We start from the raw sequence: 19796 nt of genomic DNA, 5'->3' as shown, positions 1-19796 counted from the left end.
CGAGGATTGTCGCAGGTTATTAAGGGAGAGTTTGCATGTCGTCGCCTGCTCGCGCGGTAAAAATCGTTACGGCTGTTATCGCTTTTCTGCTTATTGCGCTGGCCTTCGCGGCATGGCGCTTCCATCATAACGGCAACGCGCTGTGGCAAATTATCAGCCAGCAGTGCGTCCCGGGCCAGCAGCAAAAAAATAATCCCAGCCCCTGTCAGCGCGTCGATATGGCGCAAGGTTATGTTACGCTCAAAGATCGTAACGGCCCTTTGCAGTATCTGCTGATGCCCGTGGCCCGTATTAGCGGCATCGAAAGCGCGGCGCTCAGTAATCCCGCTACACCTAACTTTTTTGCGCTCGCCTGGCAGCAGCGCGGCCTGCTAAGCCAGCGGCGCGGCGCACCGATAAACGACAACGCGCTGTCGCTCACCATTAATTCTGAATATGGCCGCACGCAAAACCAGCTGCATATTCATATTTCCTGCTTGCGGCCTGATGTCCGTCAGCAACTGGATCGGTTAACACCAGCGCTTAACGCGCGCTGGCAGCCAGTAACGCTGAATCAGCATCGCTGGCTTGTGCGCTCACTGACGTCTGCCGAACTGGAACAGCAGAGCAGTTTTATTCGTCTGATGCAGGAAGTGCCGCAGGCGCAGCAGGAGATGGGGAGATTTGGTCTGGCGCTGGCAACCTTGCCTGATGGCAGGCTGGCATTACTGGCGATTGAGCGTGACTGGCTGCGAATGAACCGGGCTTCAGCGGAAGAGCTGCAGGATCATCGCTGTACCATCCTGCAAAAAAAACGGGCGACAGTCATGTCGCCCGTAGATGATTAGGCTTTCGCTGCCGCAGCGGCTTTCACGATAACGGCAAAGGCGTCCGCTTTCAGTGAAGCGCCGCCAACCAGCGCGCCGTCGATGTCCGGCTGAGCAAAGAGTTCAGCGGCATTTTTATCATTAACGGAACCGCCGTACTGAATAATGACCTGTTCAGCGACTTTTGCATCTTTCTTCGCGATATGTTCACGAATGAATTTATGAACTGCCTGCGCCTGCGCAGGCGTCGCTGATTTGCCTGTGCCGATAGCCCAGATCGGCTCGTAGGCGATTACCGCGCCGTTAAAGGCGGCAGCGCCCTGGCTTTCCAGCACGGCGTCGATCTGACGCGCGCACACTTCTTCAGTTTTGCCCGCTTCGTTTTCTGCTTCGGTTTCACCGATGCACAGCACCGGGATCAGGCCCGCATCTTTCAGCACGGCAAATTTTTTCGCAATAAACTCATCGCTTTCTTTGTGATAAGTACGGCGCTCTGAATGGCCGATGATGATATAGCGCGCGCCAATATCTTTCAGCATGTCGGCAGAAACCTCACCGGTAAACGCGCCGGACAGGTTCACATCAACGTTCTGGGCACCCAGTACGATCTGGCTGTCGGCCAGCGCCTGCTGCGCCTGATCCAGATACATCACTGGCGGGGCGATGGCAACGCCACAGCCCTGAACGGCGTTAAGCTCTTTACGCAGGCCATCGATCAGCTCGCTGACCATCTTTTTGCTGCCGTTCAGCTTCCAGTTACCCATAACTAATGGATGTCGCATCATATCCTCCACGTGTAACGCAATACCAGTAAAGTACACTGCCCGCCGGGCAGCGATGTCTGCCAGACAGTATAGAGATGTTAAACCTGAATGGCTTTGCTTTTCGTCATTTTTGCCGCAACGCTTAGGGCGCGGCGAGCGCCAGTTTTATCGGCTCTACGGCAAAGGTCAGCCCTTTGTCGCCGTTATCGGCCACCACAAAGCGTAACGCGCCTTCGGTCTGCGCATAATATCGCGCACCTTTGCCCTTGCTCAGCAGTTCATTCAGCCGTTTTTTGGTATCTTCTGCCGAACGCGTCGGCGAGAAAAAGCGCATGAGCGCTGCCATGTAAGCCTGTGCTTTTTCCTGGGCCGCTTTTTCATCAGGGCCGGGAATCGGCAGCCAGGTTATCTGTAGCGTTTTAATTTTTCCGGTTCCGGGCTCCAGCGCGGTGGAAGCATAGAGCGTTTCGCTGATCTTACTGGCCGCGCGCGTTAAATTGCTTTTATCCAGCCGGCTGTCGATGGCGCGATATTCACTGAGCGGCAAATCAGGGTTTGCCGCGTTATATTTTTCCCGAAACTGCGCAATACTCATATCGAAGGTCGGCGCACCTGGCAGCAGATAAGGCGCGGTAGGTAACGCTTCACTCCGTGGCGATACCTCATCGGCATGCGCGACGGTGCCCGTGAGCAGCGCAAACAATAGCGGGAATGGCGTCAGCAAAGAGCCTGGCGCTTTCTTCATTTTTTCTGCCCTGTCCAGTAAACTCAGCCCAGATTAGAACGGTTTTTACCCGCCAAAGTCAAAACTGCGGCACCCTTTTTCGTTTTCCTTGGGATGAAAACATGACGCTACAGCAATGGTGTTTCTCTTATCGTGGCCGTCTGGGACGTCGGGACTTCTGGATTTGGCAGATAGTCTGGCTGTTAACCATGATTGCGCTTTTTACGTTAGCGGGGAATGGCCTGTTGGATACGCAGATGGCCGCTTTCGGCGTGGTCTGTCTGCTGTGGCCAGCCAGCGCGGTGCTGGTAAAACGCCTGCACGATCGCAATAAGCGCGGCTACTGGGCGTTTTTACTGGTGGCGGCCTGGATACTGTTAGCGGGTAACTGGAATGTGATCGGTGCCGGCTGGCAGCTGGGGCTGGGCCGATTTATTCCGGCACTGATCCTGATCGCTATGCTGGTGGAGTTAGGCCTCTTTTCCGGTTCGGCGGGCGAAAACCGTTATGGCCGGGCCACGCAGTCGGTAATCTATTTCCGTAAGCGCGGCGCGGAAAATCATACTCACCAGTAATGCTCGCTGGTGATATGGCCTGGCTTGCGGCGCAGGTGCTTATTCATTCCGCGCGTCTCTTTTAATAGCTGCTGCGTATCGCGCACCATCTGCGGATTGCCGCATAACATAATGTGGCCGCTCTCTGCATCCAGCGGCAGCCCGACCGCCCGCTCCAGTTCGCCACTGTCGATCAGCGCCGGCACGCGGCCGGTGAGCGAGCCGGGACTCTCCTCACGGCTGACGACCGTTTGAATGCGCAATTTACCGTTATAGCGCTGTTCCAGCTGCTGCATCAGCGGCAGATAGCTCAGGTCGGCGGCATAGCGCGCCGCATGAACCAGTACAATATGCTGGAATCGTTCCAGCCCTTCGCCCTGTTGCAAAATAGAGAGATAAGGACCGATCGCGGTGCCGGTCGCCAGCATCCATAACGTCTGGCACTCAGGGATCTCATCCAGCACGAAAAAGCCGGCGGCCTCTTTAGTCACCATAATCGTATCGCCAGGCTGTAAGGCGTGCAGTCTTGGGCTGAGCTTACCTTCCGGCACGTTCACCAGATAAAATTCCAGTGCCGGGTTGGTGGGCGCATTCACATAGGAATAGGCGCGCTGTACGCGTTCTCCCTCGACTTCCAGCGCCAGCTTGGCGAACTGTCCGGCAGTAAATGGCGTGACGGGCGCATTAACCTTGATGCTGAATAAACTCTCTGTCCAGTGCGTAACCTCTGTCACGCTGCCGTTAACCCATTCCGCCATGACCTTTTCCTCTTTCCAGTTAGCCCTGCGCTTATCTTCGCCACTCAAAGGCGCTTTTTCCAGCCTGTGAAGTTTAGAAAAGCTCTGAGCGACAAAATGAGGGGCGGGTTTGCGTAGCTCGTACAGTTAGTTTTACAAAGATGGGCAATTTCTGCTGACGGAATAACAAAAAAACTTATGAATAACGTATTCCTTTCCACAGGCAAAGTGCTATTTTTGCCTCCGTCAAACCCAATATGCCTGCTGATTTGCTGTCTAATAGCCTGACGGCGGGCTTTTCTTCTGTATTTTTCCTGTAAATAGCTATGAAAAGAATAGAAAACGGACATCTGTTACTGATGCTGATTGTATTGGTTGCGGTAGGACAAATGGCGCAAACCATTTATGTCCCCGCAATGGCTGACATTGCCGCATCGTTTAATGTGCGCGATGGCGTAATGCAGCGAGTGATGGCCGCGTATCTGATGACCTATGGCGGCTCGCAGCTCATTTACGGACCGCTTTCCGACAGCATTGGCCGTAAACCGGTGATCCTGGCGGGAATGGCGATTTTTATGCTGGGCGCGCTTGGCGCACTGTTTGCGCCGACCATCGACTGGCTGGTGGCCGCCAGCGCTTTACAGGGATTAGGCACCGGCGTTGCAGGCGTCATGGCGCGCACTATGCCGCGCGATCTTTACAGCGGCAGCGCGCTGCGTCAGGCGAACAGCCTGTTAAATATGGGGATTCTTTTCAGCCCGCTGGCGGCGCCGTTAATTGGCGCGCTGCTGACGAAGATGTTTGGTTGGCACGCCTGTTTCGCCTTCCTGCTGCTGCTGTGCCTGCTGGTGGCGGGGGCAATGGCGCGCTGGCTGCCGGAAACCCGTCCGCCGGTTAGCGAAACGCGTCCGTTGTTTTCGCGCTATCGTCCGTTGTTGAGCGATCGCATTTTTGTGCGCTATCTGATTATGCTTATCGGCGCGCTGGCCGGTATTGCGGTTTATGAAGCCAGCTGCGGTGTTCTGATGGGCGGCGTACTGGGTCTGGATGCGATGACGGTCAGCGTGCTGTTCATTTTGCCGATACCGGCGGCTTTTTTTGGCGCCTGGTTTGCCGGTCGTGATGATAAAAGCTTCCATACGCTGATGTGGTACGCGGTGAACAGCTGTCTGCTGGCGGCCGTGCTGATGTGGCTGCCTGCCTGGTTCGGCATTATGAATATCTGGACGCTGCTGGTGCCTGCCTCGCTGTTTTTCTTCGGCGCGGGCATGATGTTTCCGCTGGCAACTTCAGGCGCGATGGAACCTTATGCCTGGCTGGCGGGAACGGCTGGCGCGCTGATCGGCGGCTTGCAAAATCTGGGCTCCGGGCTGGTGGCCTGGCTGTCGGCAATGCTGCCGCAGAACAGCCAGTTTAGTCTGGGAATGCTGATGTTTGCGACCGCCATCCTGATGCTGATCTGCTGGTGGCCGCTGTCAAAAGGCCCGGAACCGCAGGCCGTTTGATATTTACAGGATCCACTGATGCAGCGCCGTATCCTTGCGGTCGAGATAGTGAATCGACTGGATACGGCGAATGGTGCGGGATTTACCGCGAATCAGCAGCGTTTCGCTGGTGGCGATATTACCCTGGCGCGTAATGCCTTTCAGCAGGTCGCCGCTGGTAATACCGGTGGCGGCGAAAATCACATTATCATTGCGCGCCATCATCTCTAACGTCAGCGCCTGATTGGCGTTGATGCCCATCTCTTTACAGCGTGTCAGTTCCTGCTCGCCCAGACGACGGTTTTCTTCGCTATCGCCTTTCACCTGATGGCGAGGCAGCAGGCGACCCTGCATATCACCGTCCAGCGCGCGGATCACCGCTGCGGAAATCACGCCTTCCGGCGCGCCGCCGATACCGTACAGCACATCAACCTCGCTGTCGGGCATACAGGTCAGAATCGATGCGGCGACGTCGCCGTCAGGAATAGCGAAAATGCGCACGCCCAGCTGCTGCATCTGCTTAATCACGCCGTCATGGCGTGGCTTCGCCAGAATCGTCACCGTCAGCTCATTAAGGGTTTTACCCAGCGCTGCCGCGACATTTTTCAGGTTGGTTTCCAGCGGCAGATTAAGATCGATATGCCCTTTGGCGGCCGGGCCGACAATCAGCTTTTCCATATACATATCGGGCGCGTGCAGGAAGGTGCCGCGATCGCCAACGGCCAACACCGCCAGCGCATTCGCCTGGCCCATCGCGGTCATCCGCGTGCCTTCAATCGGATCGACGGCAATATCAATCGCATCGCCGTTGCCGGTGCCGACGTTCTCACCGATGTAGAGCATCGGCGCTTCATCGATTTCACCTTCACCGATAACAATCTGTCCGTCGATATCGACGTTATTGAGCATGATGCGCATGGCGTTTACCGCTGCGCCGTCAGCCTGGTTTTTGTCTCCGCGACCTAACCATTTATAGCCAGCCAGAGCGGCGGCTTCGGTAACGCGGGAAAATTCAATGGCGAGTTCTCGTTTCATGACCGGCCTCTGAAAAAACGAAGGAGGCGGAAGTGTATCACAGCAGTGAGGGGAGGAAGGCCCGCACCGGCTGGCGGTACGGGCGTTGCGCATTATTCGTCGTGATCTTCCCATGCCTGAGCGCGCGCGACAGCTTTGCGCCAGCCAGCGTAGCGATAGTTACGCTCGGTGGTTTCGATGCTTGGACGGAATTCACGTTCAATCACCGATTTCGCACGAACCTCTTCCAGATCTTTCCAGAAGCCCACCGCCAGACCGGCCAGGTAAGCCGCGCCCAGCGCCGTGACTTCGCGTACTTCCGGACGCTCCACGCGAGTGCCGAGAATGTCGGACTGGAACTGCATCAGGAAGTTGTTAGCTACCGCGCCGCCGTCAACGCGCAGGGACTGCAGACGTGTGTCGGCGTCATTCTGCATCGCTTCCAGCACATCGCGCGTTTGATAGGCGATCGATTCCAGAGTAGCGCGAATAATATGGTTGGCGTTAGCGCCGCGCGTCAGGCCGAACAGCGCGCCACGCGCATAGGGATCCCAGTAAGGTGCGCCCAGGCCGGTAAAGGCTGGCACCATATAAACGCCGTTGGAATCCTTCACTTTCATCGCGAAATATTCGGAGTCAGCGGAATCGCTGATCAGCTTCATTTCATCACGCAGCCACTGAATCGACGCGCCACCGATAAAGACGGCGCCTTCCAGCGCGTAGTTCACTTCGCCACGCGGGCCGCAGGCGATGGTGGTCAGCAGGCCATGCGTCGAGGTTACCGCCTCAGTACCGGTATTCATCAGCATAAAACAGCCGGTGCCGTAGGTATTTTTTGCCATGCCCGGCTGAACGCACAGTTGGCCGTACAGCGCCGCCTGCTGGTCGCCAGCGATACCGGCGATTGGAATACGCGTGCCGCCTTTACCGCCGATGTTGGTCTGGCCGTACACTTCTGAAGAGGATTTCACTTCCGGCAACATTTCACGCGGAATATCCAGGATCTCCAGCATGCGCTGATCCCATTCCAGTTTGTGAATGTTGTACATCATGGTGCGGGAGGCATTGGTGTGGTCGGTAATATGTACCCGGCCCTGCGTCATTTTCCAGATAAGCCAGGTATCAACGGTGCCGAACAGCAGCTCGCCGCGTTTTGCCCGCTCACGTGCGCCTTCCACATGATCGAGGATCCATTTTACCTTGGTACCGGAGAAGTAAGGGTTAATCACCAGGCCGGTGGTGTGCTGGATGTACTCTTCCAGCCCCTCTTTTTTCAGTTTCTCGCAATAATCCGCCGTGCGCGGATCCTGCCAGACAATAGCGTTATAGATCGGTTTGCCGGTCTCTTTGTCCCAGACGATTGCCGTTTCGCGCTGGTTGGTAATACCGATAGCGGCGATCTGGTCAGAGCGAATATCCGCGTGCGCCAGCACTTCTACCAGCGTGGAGCTTTGGGAAGCCCAAATGTCCATCGGATCGTGTTCAACCCAGCCCGCTTTGGGATAGATTTGGGTAAATTCACGCTGTGAAACCGCTACGATATTAGCGTCATGGTCAAGCACCACGGCGCGGGAGCTGGTAGTGCCCTGATCGAGCGCGACGATATATTTTTTATCTGTAGACATAATCAATTCCTGATGTGCAAAGATTGAACACTGTTACGCTTTACGCTGCTCAGCGCGCGTCACCGGCTTTTTCGCGTTGGTGTCCTGCGTGACGGTAAGGTTAACGGGCAGATGACGACCAATCAGTGAGCGATAGCCCCAGGCGCCGAGGCAGCCGCCGATCAACGGGCCAAAAATCGGCACGAGGAAGTAGGGAATATCACGTGCGCCGGTAAAGGCGACGCTGCCCCAGCCAGCCATCCAGGCAAAAATTTTCGGCCCTAAGTCACGCGCCGGATTAAGGGCAAACCCGGTCAGTGGGCCCATTGCGCCGCCGATAATCGCGACCAGCAGACCGATCAGCAGCGGCGCCATTGGGCCGCGCGGTACGCCGTTGCCGTCATCGGTCAGCGCCATAATGACCGCCACTAATACCGCCGTAATGACCATCTCCACTAAAAATGCCTGACCCACGCTAATATGTGGATTAGGATATGTCGAGAAGATACCGGCCAGATCGAGACTTTCTACGCTGCCGCGTACCATGTGGTGGCTGCTTTCATAGTCGAGGAAAAGATTGTAATAGAGGCCATAAACCAGGGCAGCCGCGCAGAAAGCGCCGGCGACCTGCGCCACAATATACGGCAGCACTTTGCGCCCTTCGAAAGTCCCGAACAGGCAAAGTGCAACGGTAACGGCTGGGCTCAGGTGCGCGCCGGAGACGCCCGCCGTCATGTAAACCGCCATAGAAACGGCAAGTCCCCAAACAATACAGATTTCCCACTGTCCAAAAGCGGCGCCAGCCAGCTTCATTGCGGCGACACAACCAGCGCCGAAGAAGATGATCATGCCGGTTCCAAGGAATTCGGCAATGCACTGGCCTTTGAGTGTGCTAGTTGCTGTCTGACTCATAATGAAATTCCTGAAGGCGAGGTTAAATTTTATCAATCGTTGTTTTCATTCCATTGAGCTGCCCAAACAAATGTAGGGCTGATGTGAATTTATCGTTAACGCGCATAAACGAGAAATAGCGAACTTAAAAACTGTGTACTCCATCAAAAAAATGCGCGTTTTCGCGTCTTTTGCCTTTCCTTAAACATCATTTTTGCCGCCGGGGACGGCGCGTTACGCTCATTTTGTTAACAAATCCCGCTTTATCACGCACTGGCGTCAAAGTTCGCTTTCAGCATATGCTGAAAATTGTTACAGACTGCGCTTCGTGGTAGTTCGCCGCTGGACTTGAACTGTGTGGCTACTTACAATCGGGGAGTTAGTTCTTTTACGAATTTTTGTGATGTCTCGTCGTCTGCGGCTGGCATCATCAACGCCTTGCGATTAGGAGAAGTCATAGAATGTCATTTGAAGTATTCGAGAAACTGGAAGCGAAAGTACAGCAGGCGATTGATACCATTACGCTGCTGCAAATGGAAATCGAAGAGCTGAAAGAGCAGAACAATAACCTGAAGAATGAAGTGCAGCAGGCATCAGGAAACAGCGAAGCGCTGGTTCGTGAAAATCAGCACCTGAAAGAAGAGCAGGTTCAGTGGCAGGAGCGCCTGCGGGCTTTGTTAGGTAAGATGGAAGAAGTGTAATCTGCTGAGATACGGCTTTCATCGAACGCAAAAAACGGGTGCCCAGGCACCCGTTTTTGCTGTCAGCAATTCACTCTTGCGGAATAAACCAGGGTGAAGCCAGACGCGTTATTCAATATCCAGCGGATCTTCCGAGAGAATAATGCCGGTGTTGTCCGCATATAAGTGATCGCCGGAAAAGAAGGTGACGCCGCCAAAATTGACGCGAATATCGCTCTCGCCGATACCTTCGCCCGCTGCGCCTACCGGAATCGCGGCGATAGCCTGAATGCCGATATCCAGCTCTTCCAGATCGTCACCCTGGCGCACCGAGCCGTAAACCACAATGCCTTCCCATTCATTCTGCACCGCCAGCTGCGCCAACGCGGCATCAACCAGCGCGCGGCGTACCGAGCCGCCGCCATCTACCAGCAGCACACGTCCCCGGCCGTTTTCTTCCAGCAGGTCGTATAACAGGCCGTTGTCCTCGAAACATTTCACCGTCGTGATTTGGCCGCCAAACGAGGTGCGCCCCCCAAAGTTGGAGAAGAGTGGTTCCACCACGTTTACATCTTCATGGTAGATGTCGCAGAGTTCGGAAGTATCGTATTTCATAGGATTTTCGTCTGTTTGCCACAGGAGCGGTAAGTATATCGCTTTATTTAAGTTGTTGGCAAAATCATCAACGGCGCAAAAGTTGCGGTACATCAATCAAAACAGCATGCCAACAGAAAACAGCACGTTTGCCAACAGCGCCGCTTTTACCGTCTTCTCCAGCATGGGACGCATCGCGTAAGGGGACTTTTCCCGCCAAATATATTGGCCTTGTTGCCAGAAAAGCGGTGCCGACAGCAGGAAAAGCCAGCTTCCCCAGCCGGGACGTGTGATACAGGCAAACAGGGCGAAGCAGAGAAGTGCGCCGCTTAGCAGCAGCAAGTGATAGCGACGCGCGTTATCGGCACCCAACCGCGCGGCCAGCGTCATTTTTCCGCACTGGCGGTCAGTTTCAATATCCCGCAGATTATTAATATTCAAAACCGCCGCTGCCAGCAGGCCACAGGCGGTTGCCGGCAGCAAAACCAGTGGTTCGAGGCTATGGCTTTGCAGATAAAAGCTGCCGCTGACGCCCAGCCAGCCAAAAAATATTAATACCGAGAGATCGCCCAGCCCCAGATAGCCGTAAGGCTTTTTTCCCACGGTATAGGCAATGGCCGCCGCTATCGCCAGCGCGCCCAGCAGCAGGAAGCTAAAAACATCGCTAAGCGTATTACAGGCATAAGTGATCAGAACAATGCCGCAAATCAGCGCCAGTCCGGTAGTCAAAAAAATCGCTGCGCGCAGCTGCATTAATGAGATAGCACCTTTTTGAATGCCGCGTAACGGGCCAAGCCGTTCGCTACCGTCGCTGCCTTTTAGCGCGTCGCCATAATCATTCGCCAGGTTAGAGAGGATTTGTAACAAACCGCTGGTCAGAAAGCAGAGTAAAGCCACGGTGAGATTAAATGTCCCCTGCCACCAGGCCAGCGCAGAGCCGGTCAGAATGGAAGCGAACGCCAGCGGCAACGTACGCAGACGCAGGCTTTCCAGCCAGGCGCGGAAATGAAAGAAGGTTGCCCGTTGAATATGTTCCATAAGCGTGACCGCCGATGAATGTAATCAGAAAGAGGTAGGGGAAGTCTACGGCGAGGCAGGTACGAGCATCTTAATCTTCGTCAAGTTGCCGCCGTTTAGGAATAGCCGGACAGCAATAAAAAAGGAGGCCGCAGCCTCCTTTCATCAGAAAAACGCCGGTTACAGAATGAAGCGGCTAAGATCTTCGTCAGCGACCAGCTGATCCAGATGCTGAGAAACATACGCAGCATCAATGGTAATGCTGTCGCCCGTACGATCGCTGGCATCGTAGGAAATATCTTCCATCAGGCGCTCCAGCACCGTGTGCAGACGACGCGCACCGATATTTTCAGTGGTTTCGTTCACCTGCCATGCGGCTTCGGCAATACGGCGAATACCGTCGTCGGTAAACTCGATATTAACGCCTTCGGTCGCCATCAGCGCTTTGTACTGAACGGTGACTGACGCGCTCGGCTCGGTCAGAATACGCTCGAAATCATTCACGGTCAGCGGCTGCAGCTCAACGCGAATCGGCAGACGACCCTGCAGTTCCGGGATCAGATCTGACGGGCTGGCAACCTGGAATGCACCAGAGGCGATAAACAGGATATGGTCAGTTTTCACCATGCCGTGCTTGGTGGAAACGGTGCAGCCTTCTACCAGCGGCAGCAGGTCGCGCTGTACGCCTTCGCGTGAGACGTCCGGGCCGGAGGTTTCGCCGCGTTTACAGATTTTATCGATCTCATCGATAAAGACGATGCCGTGCTGTTCAACCGCTTCGATAGCTTCTTCTTTCAGCTCTTCCGGGTTAACCAGCTTCGCCGCTTCTTCTTCAATCAGCAGCTTCATCGCTTCTTTGATCTTCAGTTTGCGCGGTTTCTGCTTCTGGCCGCCCAGGTTCTGGAACATCGATTGCAGCTGACTGGTCATCTCTTCCATCCCCGGAGGCGCCATGATTTCTACGCCCATCGGCGCGGCGGCCAGGTTGATTTCGATCTCTTTATCGTCCAGCTGGCCTTCACGCAGTTTTTTACGGAAGGACTGACGCGCCGCAGACGGCTCAGCGCTCTGTTCCGGCTGGCCCCAGTTATTTTTAGCCGGCGGGATCAGCGCATCAAGAATACGCTCTTCCGCCATCTCTTCGGCGCGATAGCGATTTTTCTCAATCGCCTGCATGCGTACCATCTTCATCGCCGCATCGGTCAGATCGCGGATAATGGAATCCACTTCTTTACCGACGTAGCCCACTTCGGTGAATTTGGTCGCTTCAACTTTAATAAACGGCGCGTTAGCCAGTTTGGCCAGACGACGGGCAATTTCGGTTTTACCGACGCCGGTCGGGCCGATCATCAGAATATTTTTTGGCGTAACTTCATGGCGCAGATCTTCTTCCAGCTGCATGCGACGCCAGCGGTTGCGCAGGGCGATCGCCACAGCACGCTTGGCGCCATCCTGGCCAATGATAAATCTGTTCAGTTCGCTGACAATCTCGCGCGGAGTCATTTCAGACATAGTTTCGATCCTTACGCTTTGGACGCTAATTCTTCAATAGTCAGATTGTGGTTGGTGTAAATGCAGATATCGCCTGCAATACCCAACGCTTTTTCGGTAATGTCGCGAGCGCTAAGCTCGGTATTTTCCAGCAGGGCGCGCGCCGCTGCCTGAGCATACGGGCCGCCAGAGCCAATCGCGATCAGATCGTTTTCAGGTTGGATGACATCGCCATTACCGGTGATGATCAGAGACGCGTTTTCGTCCGCTACCGCCAGCAGTGCTTCCAGCTTGCGCAGCATACGATCGGTACGCCAGTCTTTCGCCAGTTCCACCGCGGCTTTTACCAGATGGCCCTGATGCATTTCCAGCTTACGCTCGAAAAGTTCAAATAGCGTAAAGGCATCTGCTGTGCCGCCAGCAAAACCCGCAATCACTTTGTCATTGTAGAGACGACGCACTTTTTTGACGTTGCCTTTCATTACGGTATTGCCGAGCGTAGCCTGGCCATCACCGCCAATCACTACGTGGCCGTTGCGTCGTACACTTACTATCGTTGTCACGGGCAGACCCCTTGTTACAGTGGAAAGAGGGCTCCGCGCAGCGTGGCGCGGAGCATATTGCAACAAGATATGGGGCGGGTTTAGAGGGTTTCAACCCCCGACGGCAAGAGGAATACAGCTTGAATGGCCGGAACTACGCAGACGCTTCAGCGTGCTGTCGGCGCTGGCGCGGCTGTTATAAGGGCCGATAACGACGCGATTCCAGCCGCCGCCGTTCGTGATACGGCTTTCAAAGCCTTCAAAAGCCAGCTGAGCGCGGATGGATTCCGCCTGTTCGCTGCCTTTAAACGACCCGCACTGTACCATCCAGCGCTGCGGCTTCTCCGCCGCTTTGGCTTTAGCCGTTTCCGGCTGTTTAGCGCGGTTGTCCTGCGGTTTTGGCGCATTTTGCGGCAGCATATGCGTTTGTTGCGTCGTTTGCTGCTGGGCGCGTTGTTGCTGGCGTTGCTGTTGCTCAATGCGTTGTTGTTGCTGTTGCTGCTGCTGAAGGCGCTGTTGCTGCTGTTCGAGGCGCTGCTGCTGCAATTGCTGCTGTTGCTGGCGCTGAAGCGTTTGCTGACGCTGCATCGGCGTCTGCTCATTCCACGGCACTTCATTCAGCTGGGTAGGTGCCTGACGCATATCGGCCTGCATCTGCTCCAGTAACTGGCGCTGTTCATCAGTAAGCTGTGTCTGCGACTGAATTTCCCCGCCTGCGGAAGGTTCTTTTGGCGTGGGCACGGTGATCTGGCGGTTTTCCAGCTCTTTAATATATTTCCAGCGCTCTTCCGGCTTTGGCGGCAGGCCGTTGCCGTTAGCTTTATGATCCGGGATGACCGGCGTCTCTTCTTTTTTATGATGTGCGATAAACCACAAGCCGCCCACGAAAGTCACCAGCACTGCCACCGCCAGCCCTATCATAATTTTCGAAACGCCGGAGCCACCGTTGCGTTTCTTGCTGCGGCTATTACTTTTCTTGCGACGCGTCCCTGTCGAACGGCCGCGGCCTACATAATCTTTTTGTGCCACTAATCGTTCCGCTAATTCAAAGAAGAAAATGCCTGCCGGACAAAAAGACGCTAAGTCAGCGTGATGCTTCCGCTATCCGGCTATCAGCCCGCCATGTTACTCAAGGGCTGGAAGTTTGACCAGCAGTGAGTCGTTTAAGAATCTGCTGAAACTGCCTGGAAAGTGGCATTTTATTGTCTAACTGGCGTGTCTTGTGCTTCCGCGCAGCTTGAGTTCAAATTCCAGCAGGCGCGAGCCGTTATTCACGATTCGCCCCTGAAGCTGCTTCAGCAGCAACAGCATCGCCTCCCGGCCCAGCGCAAAGCGCGGCTGCGCAATGGTGGTTAGCGGCGGATCGCTGTAGCGAGAGAGTTCGATATCATCAAAGCCGACCACGGAAAGATCCTGAGGAATGCGCAGGCCCATACTTTTTGCCTGCGACATGGCCCAGCGCCATAATATCATTATGGCAAAGAGCGCTTTAGGCGGCTGCGGCAGCGCCATCAGGCGTTTAAATGCGGTGGCGCCTGCTTCGAAGGTAAAATCGCCGCGCACAATATAGCGTGGCTCCACCGTCTGCCCATGGCGGCGCAGCGCCTGAATATAGCCCTGTAAACGGTAATGGCTGAGCGGCATCTCCTCCGGGCCCGCGATACAGGCAATGCGGCGATGCCCTAACTGCCAGAGATGGTTAACCGCTTCAAAGGCCGCGGTCAGGTTATCAATATGTACCGTTGGCAACTCCAGGTCAGGCGCAAATTCGTTCGCCATGACCATCGGCGGTAAGCTGCGCTGCTCTTCCACGCCAGTGTCGAAAGGCACCTGAGAGCCCAGCAGCACCATGCCGTCAATCTGACGCGTCAGCATCAGATTCATAAAGGTTTTTTCCTGTTGGTTCTGGTGCGCGCAGTCGCCAATCAAGACCAGATAACCTTCAGCCGCCGCCGTCACTTCGACGCCGCGAATAATTTCACTGAAAAAGGGATCGCAGATGTCGGGAACGATAACCAGAATGGTGCGTGATTCACTGCGTTTAGCATTACGCGCCAGGGCATGAGGCGAATACCCCACATCCATTACCGCCTGCTCAACTTTCTGCCGGGTTGCCGCTGAGACCTTTTCAGGATTCATCAGCGCGCGGGATACGGTGGCGGTTGAGACTCCCGCACGCTCAGCCACATCTTTCATTGTGGCTGCCGTTGACTCCTGGTTCTGCTCCAACGCTTTTCTCCTCACACCGGTACCACCGGCCTGAACATCTGGATGTCTTGTCATGCTGCGCCTGTTGCGGCTAAAGCTGACGGCCATCACATTTTTAACAGATTGTATGAGGTGCCGTTACTTTAATTGCATAAAAACTGTGAGTTATTCGACGTTTTTCGATCCAGCTCGCAAACCTTAATTCTGCGGACGGGTTAGTTTTCCGTCGGATCAATATCCAGCGTCCATTTTACCTTGCGTGACAAAGGCAGGGTGGAGATTAACGGCAAACTGCTTTTTAACAGCTGCTGCAATCTGAGGCGGGAAGGGTGCTGCAATAGCAGTTGCCAGCGATAGCGGCCACCGCGTTTGGCCATCAGCGCAGGCACCGGCCCCATAATCCACAACGCCTCATCCCGTAGCGGGCTGGCCTCAAGCAAATTACGCAGCTGATGTAAAAAGGCGGCAGCCTGCTGGTTGTCATGATCGTCCGCGCGAAACAGCGCGTGGCTGGTAAACGGGGGAAGCTGCACGCTTTTACGCTCGTTCAACGTTTGGCTGGCGAACGCATCGTAACCTTGATGCAGCAAGATCTGCAGCAGCGGATGTTCAGGGTGATGAGTTTGCAGCAGCACTTCGCCCTGTTTTCCGGCGCGTCCGGCGCGTCCGGCAACTTGTATATAGAGCTGAGCGAAGCGTTCGGCGGCGCGGAAATCCGCCGAGAACAGCGCGCCATCGACGTCGAGCAAAGAAACCAGCGTTACATCGGGAAAGTGGTGGCCTTTAGCCAGCATCTGCGTGCCGATCAAAATACGCGCGCCGCCGCGAAAGACATCCGCCAGATGCTGCTCCAGCGCGCCTTTGCGGCTGGTGGTATCGCGATCGATGCGCGAGAGCGGAATGCCGGGAAACAGGCTTTGCAGATTATGTTCCAGCTGCTCGGTGCCTAAACCCACCGGTACCAGGTGCGTTGAACCGCATTGTGGACACTGGCGCGGCACCGGACGCTGGCTGTCGCAGTGATGGCAGCGCAGCTGGCGCTGCTGTTGGTGCAGCGTGTAATAGTGATCGCAGCGCTGGCATTCCGCAATCCAGCCGCAGTCGTGGCACAGCAGCGCGGGCGAAAACCCACGGCGATTAAGAAACAGCAAGACCTGGTTATCAGCCTGCAAATGCTGTCGCATACGCTGAATCAAAGCGGGCGACAGGCCGCCCTGTAATTGGACGCCTTTTAAATCGATCAGCTGTTGTGTCGCCTGGCGCGCATTACCGGCACGCTTGCTGAGGTTCAGCTGGCGATATTTGCCGCTCTGTACGTTATGCAGCGTTTCCAGCGCGGGGGTCGCCGATCCCATCACGATAGGAATGTTTTCTTCACGCGCCCGAAAGACGGCGAGATCGCGCGCATGATAACGCCAGCCTTCTTGCTGTTTATAAGAGCTGTCGTGTTCTTCATCGATAATGATGACGCCCGGTCGGGCAAAAGGCGTAAACAGCGCCGAACGGGTGCCGATCACAATGGCATTTTCCCCCTGGCGCGCGCGCAGCCAGACGGCCATGCGCTCACTGTCGTTCAGACCAGAATGCAGGACATCAATCGGCGCGTTAAAGCGCGCCCGAAAGCGGGCAATGGTTTGCGGCGTCAGGCCAATTTCCGGCACCAGCACCAGCGCCTGACGCCCGCGGGCCAGCACATTTTCCAGCACGCTCAGATAGACTTCGGTTTTACCTGAACCGGTGATGCCAGCCAGTAGCCAGGGCGCAAACTGTTCGTCTTCGCTGCGAATCGCGCCAACCGCCAGCGCCTGTTCAGTATTCAGCCGCAGCCGTTCGCCGTTAACGGCAAAGCTGTCGCGCCAGTCCTGGCGGGCGGGCAGATGCTCACGTAAATCGCATAATCCTTTCGCCCGCAGCGCCTGAAGCGCCTGGTCCGCCAGCTCGTGCTGGGCAATTTCATGTCGATAGAGCGGCTGCTGGCGCAGCGCGGCCAGCGCCTGCTGCTGTTTCGGCGCGCGCTTCAGGCTTTCCGGCGCGGTTTCCCGTCCCAGCTCGGTAATAAACCATTGCCAGAGTGGCGTCTCCTGTGCCGGTTTCCCCTGTCGCAACAGCACCGGCAGCGCGTGAAACAGCACTTCGCCCAGCGGATAGTGATAATAGTCGGCTGCCCAGTGCAAAATGCGCCAGAGCGAAGGAGGGAACAGCGAGTCGCTATCAAGGACTTCCAGCACGCCTTTTAACTGCTCAACCGGCAGATCGCTTTGCTCGCTGACGCCCACTACGATACCGATCATTTTCCGGTTGCCGAACGGCACGCGCACGCGTCCGCCGATCGCCGGATGGAGATGGGCTGGAAGCAGGTAGTCAAACTGGCGTGCGAGCGGAACGGGCAGCGCGACCTGAGCAACGGGCATGACGTTATCCGTAAAAAGAGTTGAACGGCGTAGTGTACACTGTGTCGCCATAAATGTGCGGATTCTGTTGCGTCGGTCGGTTATTTTCTGTATAGTTTGCCGCCTTTGGTGCGGGACAAAGCATCAAAAATCACCAGAATGTTCAATCCACGTGTGGTGCCGGTGCAGGTTTTTCCTGGCACGGGAGAGCGACACGGCCTTTACTGAGGTTACCCCATGAAAGAAGGTATTCATCCTAAGTATGTTGAAATTACTGCAACTTGTTCTTGCGGTAATGTGATCAAAACCCGCTCTACCGTGGGTCACGATCTGAACCTGGACGTGTGCGGTAAATGCCACCCGTTCTACACCGGCAAACAGCGTGTTGTTGATACCGGTGGTCGTGTTGAGCGCTTCAACAAACGCTTCAGCATCCCGGGCAGCAAATAAGTTTCCCGGCAGACGCTACCGTTTTTCGACGGAGCGGATGCAAGAAAAAACCCAGCTTCGGCTGGGTTTTTTTATGCGCAAAAATGGCTTATCAATATTCCCACGTATCCGGGTCTTTCCCCAGTTCACGCATAATCTTCTTCGCCTCTTCCGGGATCTCATCGCTGCGCTCTTTGCGCAGGTCGACATCATCCGGCAGCGGCTGGCCGGTAAAAGCGTGCAGAAATGCTTCGCACAGCAGTTCGCTGTTAGTGGCGTGACGCAGATTGTTTACCTGACGACGCGTACGTTCATCTGTCAGAATTTTGAGTACTTTCAGCGGAATAGACACGGTAATTTTTTTGACCTGCTCGCTCTTCTTACCATGCTCAGCATAAGGGCTGATATATTCGCCATTCCATTCAGCCATGAGTTACCTTAATTATTAAAAGTGAAAATGCCGGAAATCAGCCAATTATGCCCGATCTTCCCACGTCTCACTAATCAAAGTCAGCATTTAATACGTAACTTTGTTGGCGGATGCGGGATGGATTACAGAGGGCAATTGACAGCAATTTTAGCGGTTATTGCGCTTTTGCTCAATCTATACGCAAAGACATTTAGATGTCCAGATGTATTGACGTCTACTAGTGGAATGCTATCCTGTTAGCCTTCTTTCAGGGCCTTTCAGGAACAGTAAGCACTATGACGCGTAAACAGGCAACCATCGCAGTGCGCAGCGGGTTAAATGATGACGAGCAATATGGCTGCGTTGTCCCGCCGATTCACCTTTCCAGCACCTACAACTTCACCGATTTCAACCAGCCGCGCGCCCATGATTACTCACGTCGCGGCAATCCGACGCGTGATGTCGTACAGCGGGCACTGGCCGAGCTGGAAGACGGCGCCGGCGCGGTAATGACCAATACCGGCATGTCGGCGATCCATCTGGTTTGTACGCTGTTCCTGAAGCCTGGCGATTTACTGGTTGCGCCGCATGATTGTTACGGCGGTAGCTATCGCCTGTTTGACAGCCAAAGCAAACGTGGCGCTTATCGGGTTAAGTTCGTCGATCAGGGTGATGCCGAGGCGTTGCAGGACGCGCTGGCTGAAAAGCCAAAGCTGGTGCTGGTGGAAAGCCCCAGCAATCCGTTGCTGCGCGTGGTGGATATTGCCGCGATTTGTCAGGCGGCGCGCGAGGCGGGCGCCATCAGCGTGGTAGACAATACCTTTTTGAGTCCGGCGCTGCAAAACCCGTTGGCGTTAGGCGCCGACCTGGTGTTGCACTCCTGCACCAAATACCTGAACGGCCACTCCGACGTGGTTGCCGGAGCGGTCATTGCGAAGGATGCGGCGGTGGCGACCGAACTGGCCTGGTGGGCCAATAATATCGGCGTAACCGGCTCCGCCTTCGACAGTTATCTGCTGTTACGCGGCATGCGCACGCTGGGGCCACGTATGGCGGCGGCGCAACGTAACGCGTTGGCAATCGTGGAATATTTGCAGCAGCAGCCGCTGGTGAAAAAGCTGTATCATCCTTCGCTGCCGGAAAATGCCGGTCATCAGCATGCGGTACGTCAACAGCGCGGTTTTGGCGCCATGTTAAGTTTTGAGCTGGATGGCGATGAGCCACGTCTGCGCCGTTTCCTGAAAGCGCTGGAACTGTTTACCCTGGCGGAATCGCTGGGTGGAGTAGAAAGTCTGATTTCCCATACCGCCACCATGACCCACGCAGGCATGTCAGCGGAAGCGCGCGCTGCGGCGGGCATTTCCGATACGCTTTTGCGCATATCGGTTGGGATAGAAGATCACGAAGATTTAATCGCCGATCTGGATAATGCGTTCCGGGTGGCAGCCGAGGATTAAG

General features: G+C 55.3%; 20 protein-coding genes. 6 read left to right on the top strand and 14 right to left on the bottom strand.

Features of this window, described 5'->3' with window-relative positions:
* The first annotated feature begins 35 nt into the window (after window positions 1–35).
* The gene (locus P3C52_RS00185) at window positions 36–827 is read left to right on the top strand and encodes a CDP-diacylglycerol diphosphatase (RefSeq protein ID WP_275553233.1); all 792 of its coding nucleotides are present in this window, start codon (window positions 36–38) and stop codon (window positions 825–827) included.
* Here P3C52_RS00185 and tpiA read toward each other — a convergent pair.
* Window positions 824–1588 (bottom strand): triose-phosphate isomerase, encoded by a 765-nt coding sequence (tpiA, locus tag P3C52_RS00180; protein ID WP_275553232.1) that lies wholly within the window; start codon window positions 1586–1588, stop codon window positions 824–826. The two genes, P3C52_RS00185 and tpiA, sit on opposite strands and share 4 nt — an antisense overlap.
* Window positions 1589–1712: 124 nt before the next feature.
* Entirely contained in the window at window positions 1713–2315 is a 603-nt protein-coding gene (locus P3C52_RS00175; protein WP_275553231.1) for a DUF1454 family protein, read from the bottom strand.
* Window positions 2316–2416: 101 nt separating this feature from the next.
* Between P3C52_RS00175 and P3C52_RS00170 the strand changes: the two genes are divergently transcribed.
* Window positions 2417–2869 carry a DUF805 domain-containing protein gene (locus P3C52_RS00170; RefSeq protein ID WP_275553230.1) on the top strand — a complete coding sequence of 151 codons (453 nt, stop codon included), beginning with the start codon at window positions 2417–2419 and terminating at the stop codon, window positions 2867–2869.
* On the opposite strand, the gene fpr is transcribed toward P3C52_RS00170, so the two are convergent.
* Complete coding sequence (fpr, locus tag P3C52_RS00165; protein ID WP_275553529.1) at window positions 2860–3606, bottom strand: ferredoxin--NADP(+) reductase; 747 nt, start codon at window positions 3604–3606, stop codon at window positions 2860–2862. The genes P3C52_RS00170 and fpr overlap by 10 nt on opposite strands.
* 305 nt (window positions 3607–3911) lie before the next feature.
* Here fpr and emrD point away from each other — a divergent pair, with 305 nt between their 5' ends.
* A complete protein-coding gene (gene emrD / locus P3C52_RS00160) occupies window positions 3912–5090 on the top strand; it encodes a multidrug efflux MFS transporter EmrD (protein WP_275553229.1) in 1179 nt (392 codons plus the stop codon).
* A gap of 3 nt (window positions 5091–5093) precedes the next feature.
* Here the strand turns inward: emrD and glpX are convergent, their stop codons facing one another.
* From glpX to P3C52_RS00145, 3 genes are all read right to left on the bottom strand, one after another.
* Window positions 5094–6104: a class II fructose-bisphosphatase gene (gene glpX, locus P3C52_RS00155; RefSeq protein ID WP_275553228.1), complete on the bottom strand. Its 1011-nt coding sequence runs from the start codon at window positions 6102–6104 to the stop codon at window positions 5094–5096.
* 92 nt (window positions 6105–6196) lie between these two features.
* On the bottom strand, window positions 6197–7711 hold the full coding sequence (gene glpK, locus P3C52_RS00150; protein WP_275553528.1) for a glycerol kinase GlpK: 1515 nt from the start codon (window positions 7709–7711) through the stop codon (window positions 6197–6199).
* A gap of 30 nt (window positions 7712–7741) precedes the next feature.
* A complete protein-coding gene (locus P3C52_RS00145; protein ID WP_275553227.1) occupies window positions 7742–8599 on the bottom strand; it encodes an MIP/aquaporin family protein in 858 nt (285 codons plus the stop codon).
* Window positions 8600–9039: 440 nt separating this feature from the next.
* Here P3C52_RS00145 and zapB point away from each other — a divergent pair, with 440 nt between their 5' ends.
* Window positions 9040–9279: a cell division protein ZapB gene (gene zapB / locus P3C52_RS00140; RefSeq protein ID WP_275553226.1), complete on the top strand. Its 240-nt coding sequence runs from the start codon at window positions 9040–9042 to the stop codon at window positions 9277–9279.
* 108 nt (window positions 9280–9387) lie between these two features.
* Here zapB and rraA read toward each other — a convergent pair whose 3' ends face one another.
* The 7 genes from rraA to priA all read right to left on the bottom strand — a co-directional run bounded on the left by rraA (window position 9388) and on the right by priA (window position 17521).
* Complete coding sequence (gene rraA, locus P3C52_RS00135; RefSeq protein WP_275553225.1) at window positions 9388–9873, bottom strand: ribonuclease E activity regulator RraA; 486 nt, start codon at window positions 9871–9873, stop codon at window positions 9388–9390.
* 96 nt (window positions 9874–9969) lie between these two features.
* The gene (locus tag P3C52_RS00130) at window positions 9970–10890 is read right to left on the bottom strand and encodes a 1,4-dihydroxy-2-naphthoate polyprenyltransferase (RefSeq protein ID WP_275553224.1); all 921 of its coding nucleotides are present in this window, start codon (window positions 10888–10890) and stop codon (window positions 9970–9972) included.
* Between the two features lie 159 nt (window positions 10891–11049).
* Window positions 11050–12381, bottom strand: a complete 1332-nt coding sequence (gene hslU / locus P3C52_RS00125) for an HslU--HslV peptidase ATPase subunit (RefSeq protein ID WP_275553223.1) — start codon at window positions 12379–12381, stop codon at window positions 11050–11052.
* Between the two features lie 11 nt (window positions 12382–12392).
* Window positions 12393–12923, bottom strand: coding sequence for an ATP-dependent protease subunit HslV (hslV, locus tag P3C52_RS00120; protein WP_103060717.1), 531 nt, complete (start codon window positions 12921–12923; stop codon window positions 12393–12395).
* A 90-nt stretch (window positions 12924–13013) separates the two neighbouring features.
* The gene (ftsN, locus tag P3C52_RS00115) at window positions 13014–13931 is read right to left on the bottom strand and encodes a cell division protein FtsN (protein WP_275553222.1); all 918 of its coding nucleotides are present in this window, start codon (window positions 13929–13931) and stop codon (window positions 13014–13016) included.
* Between the two features lie 177 nt (window positions 13932–14108).
* Window positions 14109–15131 (bottom strand): DNA-binding transcriptional regulator CytR, encoded by a 1023-nt coding sequence (cytR, locus tag P3C52_RS00110; RefSeq protein WP_275553527.1) that lies wholly within the window; start codon window positions 15129–15131, stop codon window positions 14109–14111.
* 194 nt (window positions 15132–15325) lie between these two features.
* Entirely contained in the window at window positions 15326–17521 is a 2196-nt protein-coding gene (gene priA / locus P3C52_RS00105; RefSeq protein WP_275553221.1) for a primosomal protein N', read from the bottom strand.
* A gap of 216 nt (window positions 17522–17737) precedes the next feature.
* On the opposite strand from priA, the gene rpmE reads away from it, so the two are divergent.
* Window positions 17738–17950: a 50S ribosomal protein L31 gene (rpmE, locus tag P3C52_RS00100; RefSeq protein ID WP_085069375.1), complete on the top strand. Its 213-nt coding sequence runs from the start codon at window positions 17738–17740 to the stop codon at window positions 17948–17950.
* Window positions 17951–18041: 91 nt separating this feature from the next.
* Here rpmE and metJ read toward each other — a convergent pair whose 3' ends face one another.
* Window positions 18042–18359, bottom strand: a complete 318-nt coding sequence (gene metJ / locus P3C52_RS00095; protein ID WP_038629044.1) for a met regulon transcriptional regulator MetJ — start codon at window positions 18357–18359, stop codon at window positions 18042–18044.
* 275 nt (window positions 18360–18634) lie between these two features.
* Between metJ and metB the strand changes: the two genes are divergently transcribed.
* A complete protein-coding gene (gene metB / locus P3C52_RS00090) occupies window positions 18635–19795 on the top strand; it encodes a cystathionine gamma-synthase (protein ID WP_275553220.1) in 1161 nt (386 codons plus the stop codon).
* Window position 19796: the final 1 nt, after the last annotated feature.

Source organism: Mixta sp. Marseille-Q2659 (assembly GCF_940807255.1).
Taxonomy (GTDB): domain Bacteria; phylum Pseudomonadota; class Gammaproteobacteria; order Enterobacterales; family Enterobacteriaceae; genus Mixta.
Note: the sequence above shows the minus strand (reverse complement) of the source record. Positions and strands in the feature narration are given on the sequence as shown.

What these genes read in the sequence shown, in the direction of transcription:
- P3C52_RS00185 (WP_275553233.1), top strand. Translation starts at nt 36, where the DNA reads ATGTCGTCGCCTGCTCGCGCGGTAAAAATCGTTACGGCTGTTATCGCT.
- tpiA (WP_275553232.1), bottom strand. Translation starts at nt 1,588, where the DNA reads ATGCGACATCCATTAGTTATGGGTAACTGGAAGCTGAACGGCAGCAAA.
- P3C52_RS00175 (WP_275553231.1), bottom strand. Translation starts at nt 2,315, where the DNA reads ATGAAGAAAGCGCCAGGCTCTTTGCTGACGCCATTCCCGCTATTGTTT.
- P3C52_RS00170 (WP_275553230.1), top strand. Translation starts at nt 2,417, where the DNA reads ATGACGCTACAGCAATGGTGTTTCTCTTATCGTGGCCGTCTGGGACGT.
- fpr (WP_275553529.1), bottom strand. Translation starts at nt 3,606, where the DNA reads ATGGCGGAATGGGTTAACGGCAGCGTGACAGAGGTTACGCACTGGACA.
- emrD (WP_275553229.1), top strand. Translation starts at nt 3,912, where the DNA reads ATGAAAAGAATAGAAAACGGACATCTGTTACTGATGCTGATTGTATTG.
- glpX (WP_275553228.1), bottom strand. Translation starts at nt 6,104, where the DNA reads ATGAAACGAGAACTCGCCATTGAATTTTCCCGCGTTACCGAAGCCGCC.
- P3C52_RS00145 (WP_275553227.1), bottom strand. Translation starts at nt 8,599, where the DNA reads ATGAGTCAGACAGCAACTAGCACACTCAAAGGCCAGTGCATTGCCGAA.
- zapB (WP_275553226.1), top strand. Translation starts at nt 9,040, where the DNA reads ATGTCATTTGAAGTATTCGAGAAACTGGAAGCGAAAGTACAGCAGGCG.
- rraA (WP_275553225.1), bottom strand. Translation starts at nt 9,873, where the DNA reads ATGAAATACGATACTTCCGAACTCTGCGACATCTACCATGAAGATGTA.
- P3C52_RS00130 (WP_275553224.1), bottom strand. Translation starts at nt 10,890, where the DNA reads ATGGAACATATTCAACGGGCAACCTTCTTTCATTTCCGCGCCTGGCTG.
- hslU (WP_275553223.1), bottom strand. Translation starts at nt 12,381, where the DNA reads ATGTCTGAAATGACTCCGCGCGAGATTGTCAGCGAACTGAACAGATTT.
- priA (WP_275553221.1), bottom strand. Translation starts at nt 17,521, where the DNA reads ATGCCCGTTGCTCAGGTCGCGCTGCCCGTTCCGCTCGCACGCCAGTTT.
- rpmE (WP_085069375.1), top strand. Translation starts at nt 17,738, where the DNA reads ATGAAAGAAGGTATTCATCCTAAGTATGTTGAAATTACTGCAACTTGT.
- metJ (WP_038629044.1), bottom strand. Translation starts at nt 18,359, where the DNA reads ATGGCTGAATGGAATGGCGAATATATCAGCCCTTATGCTGAGCATGGT.
- metB (WP_275553220.1), top strand. Translation starts at nt 18,635, where the DNA reads ATGACGCGTAAACAGGCAACCATCGCAGTGCGCAGCGGGTTAAATGAT.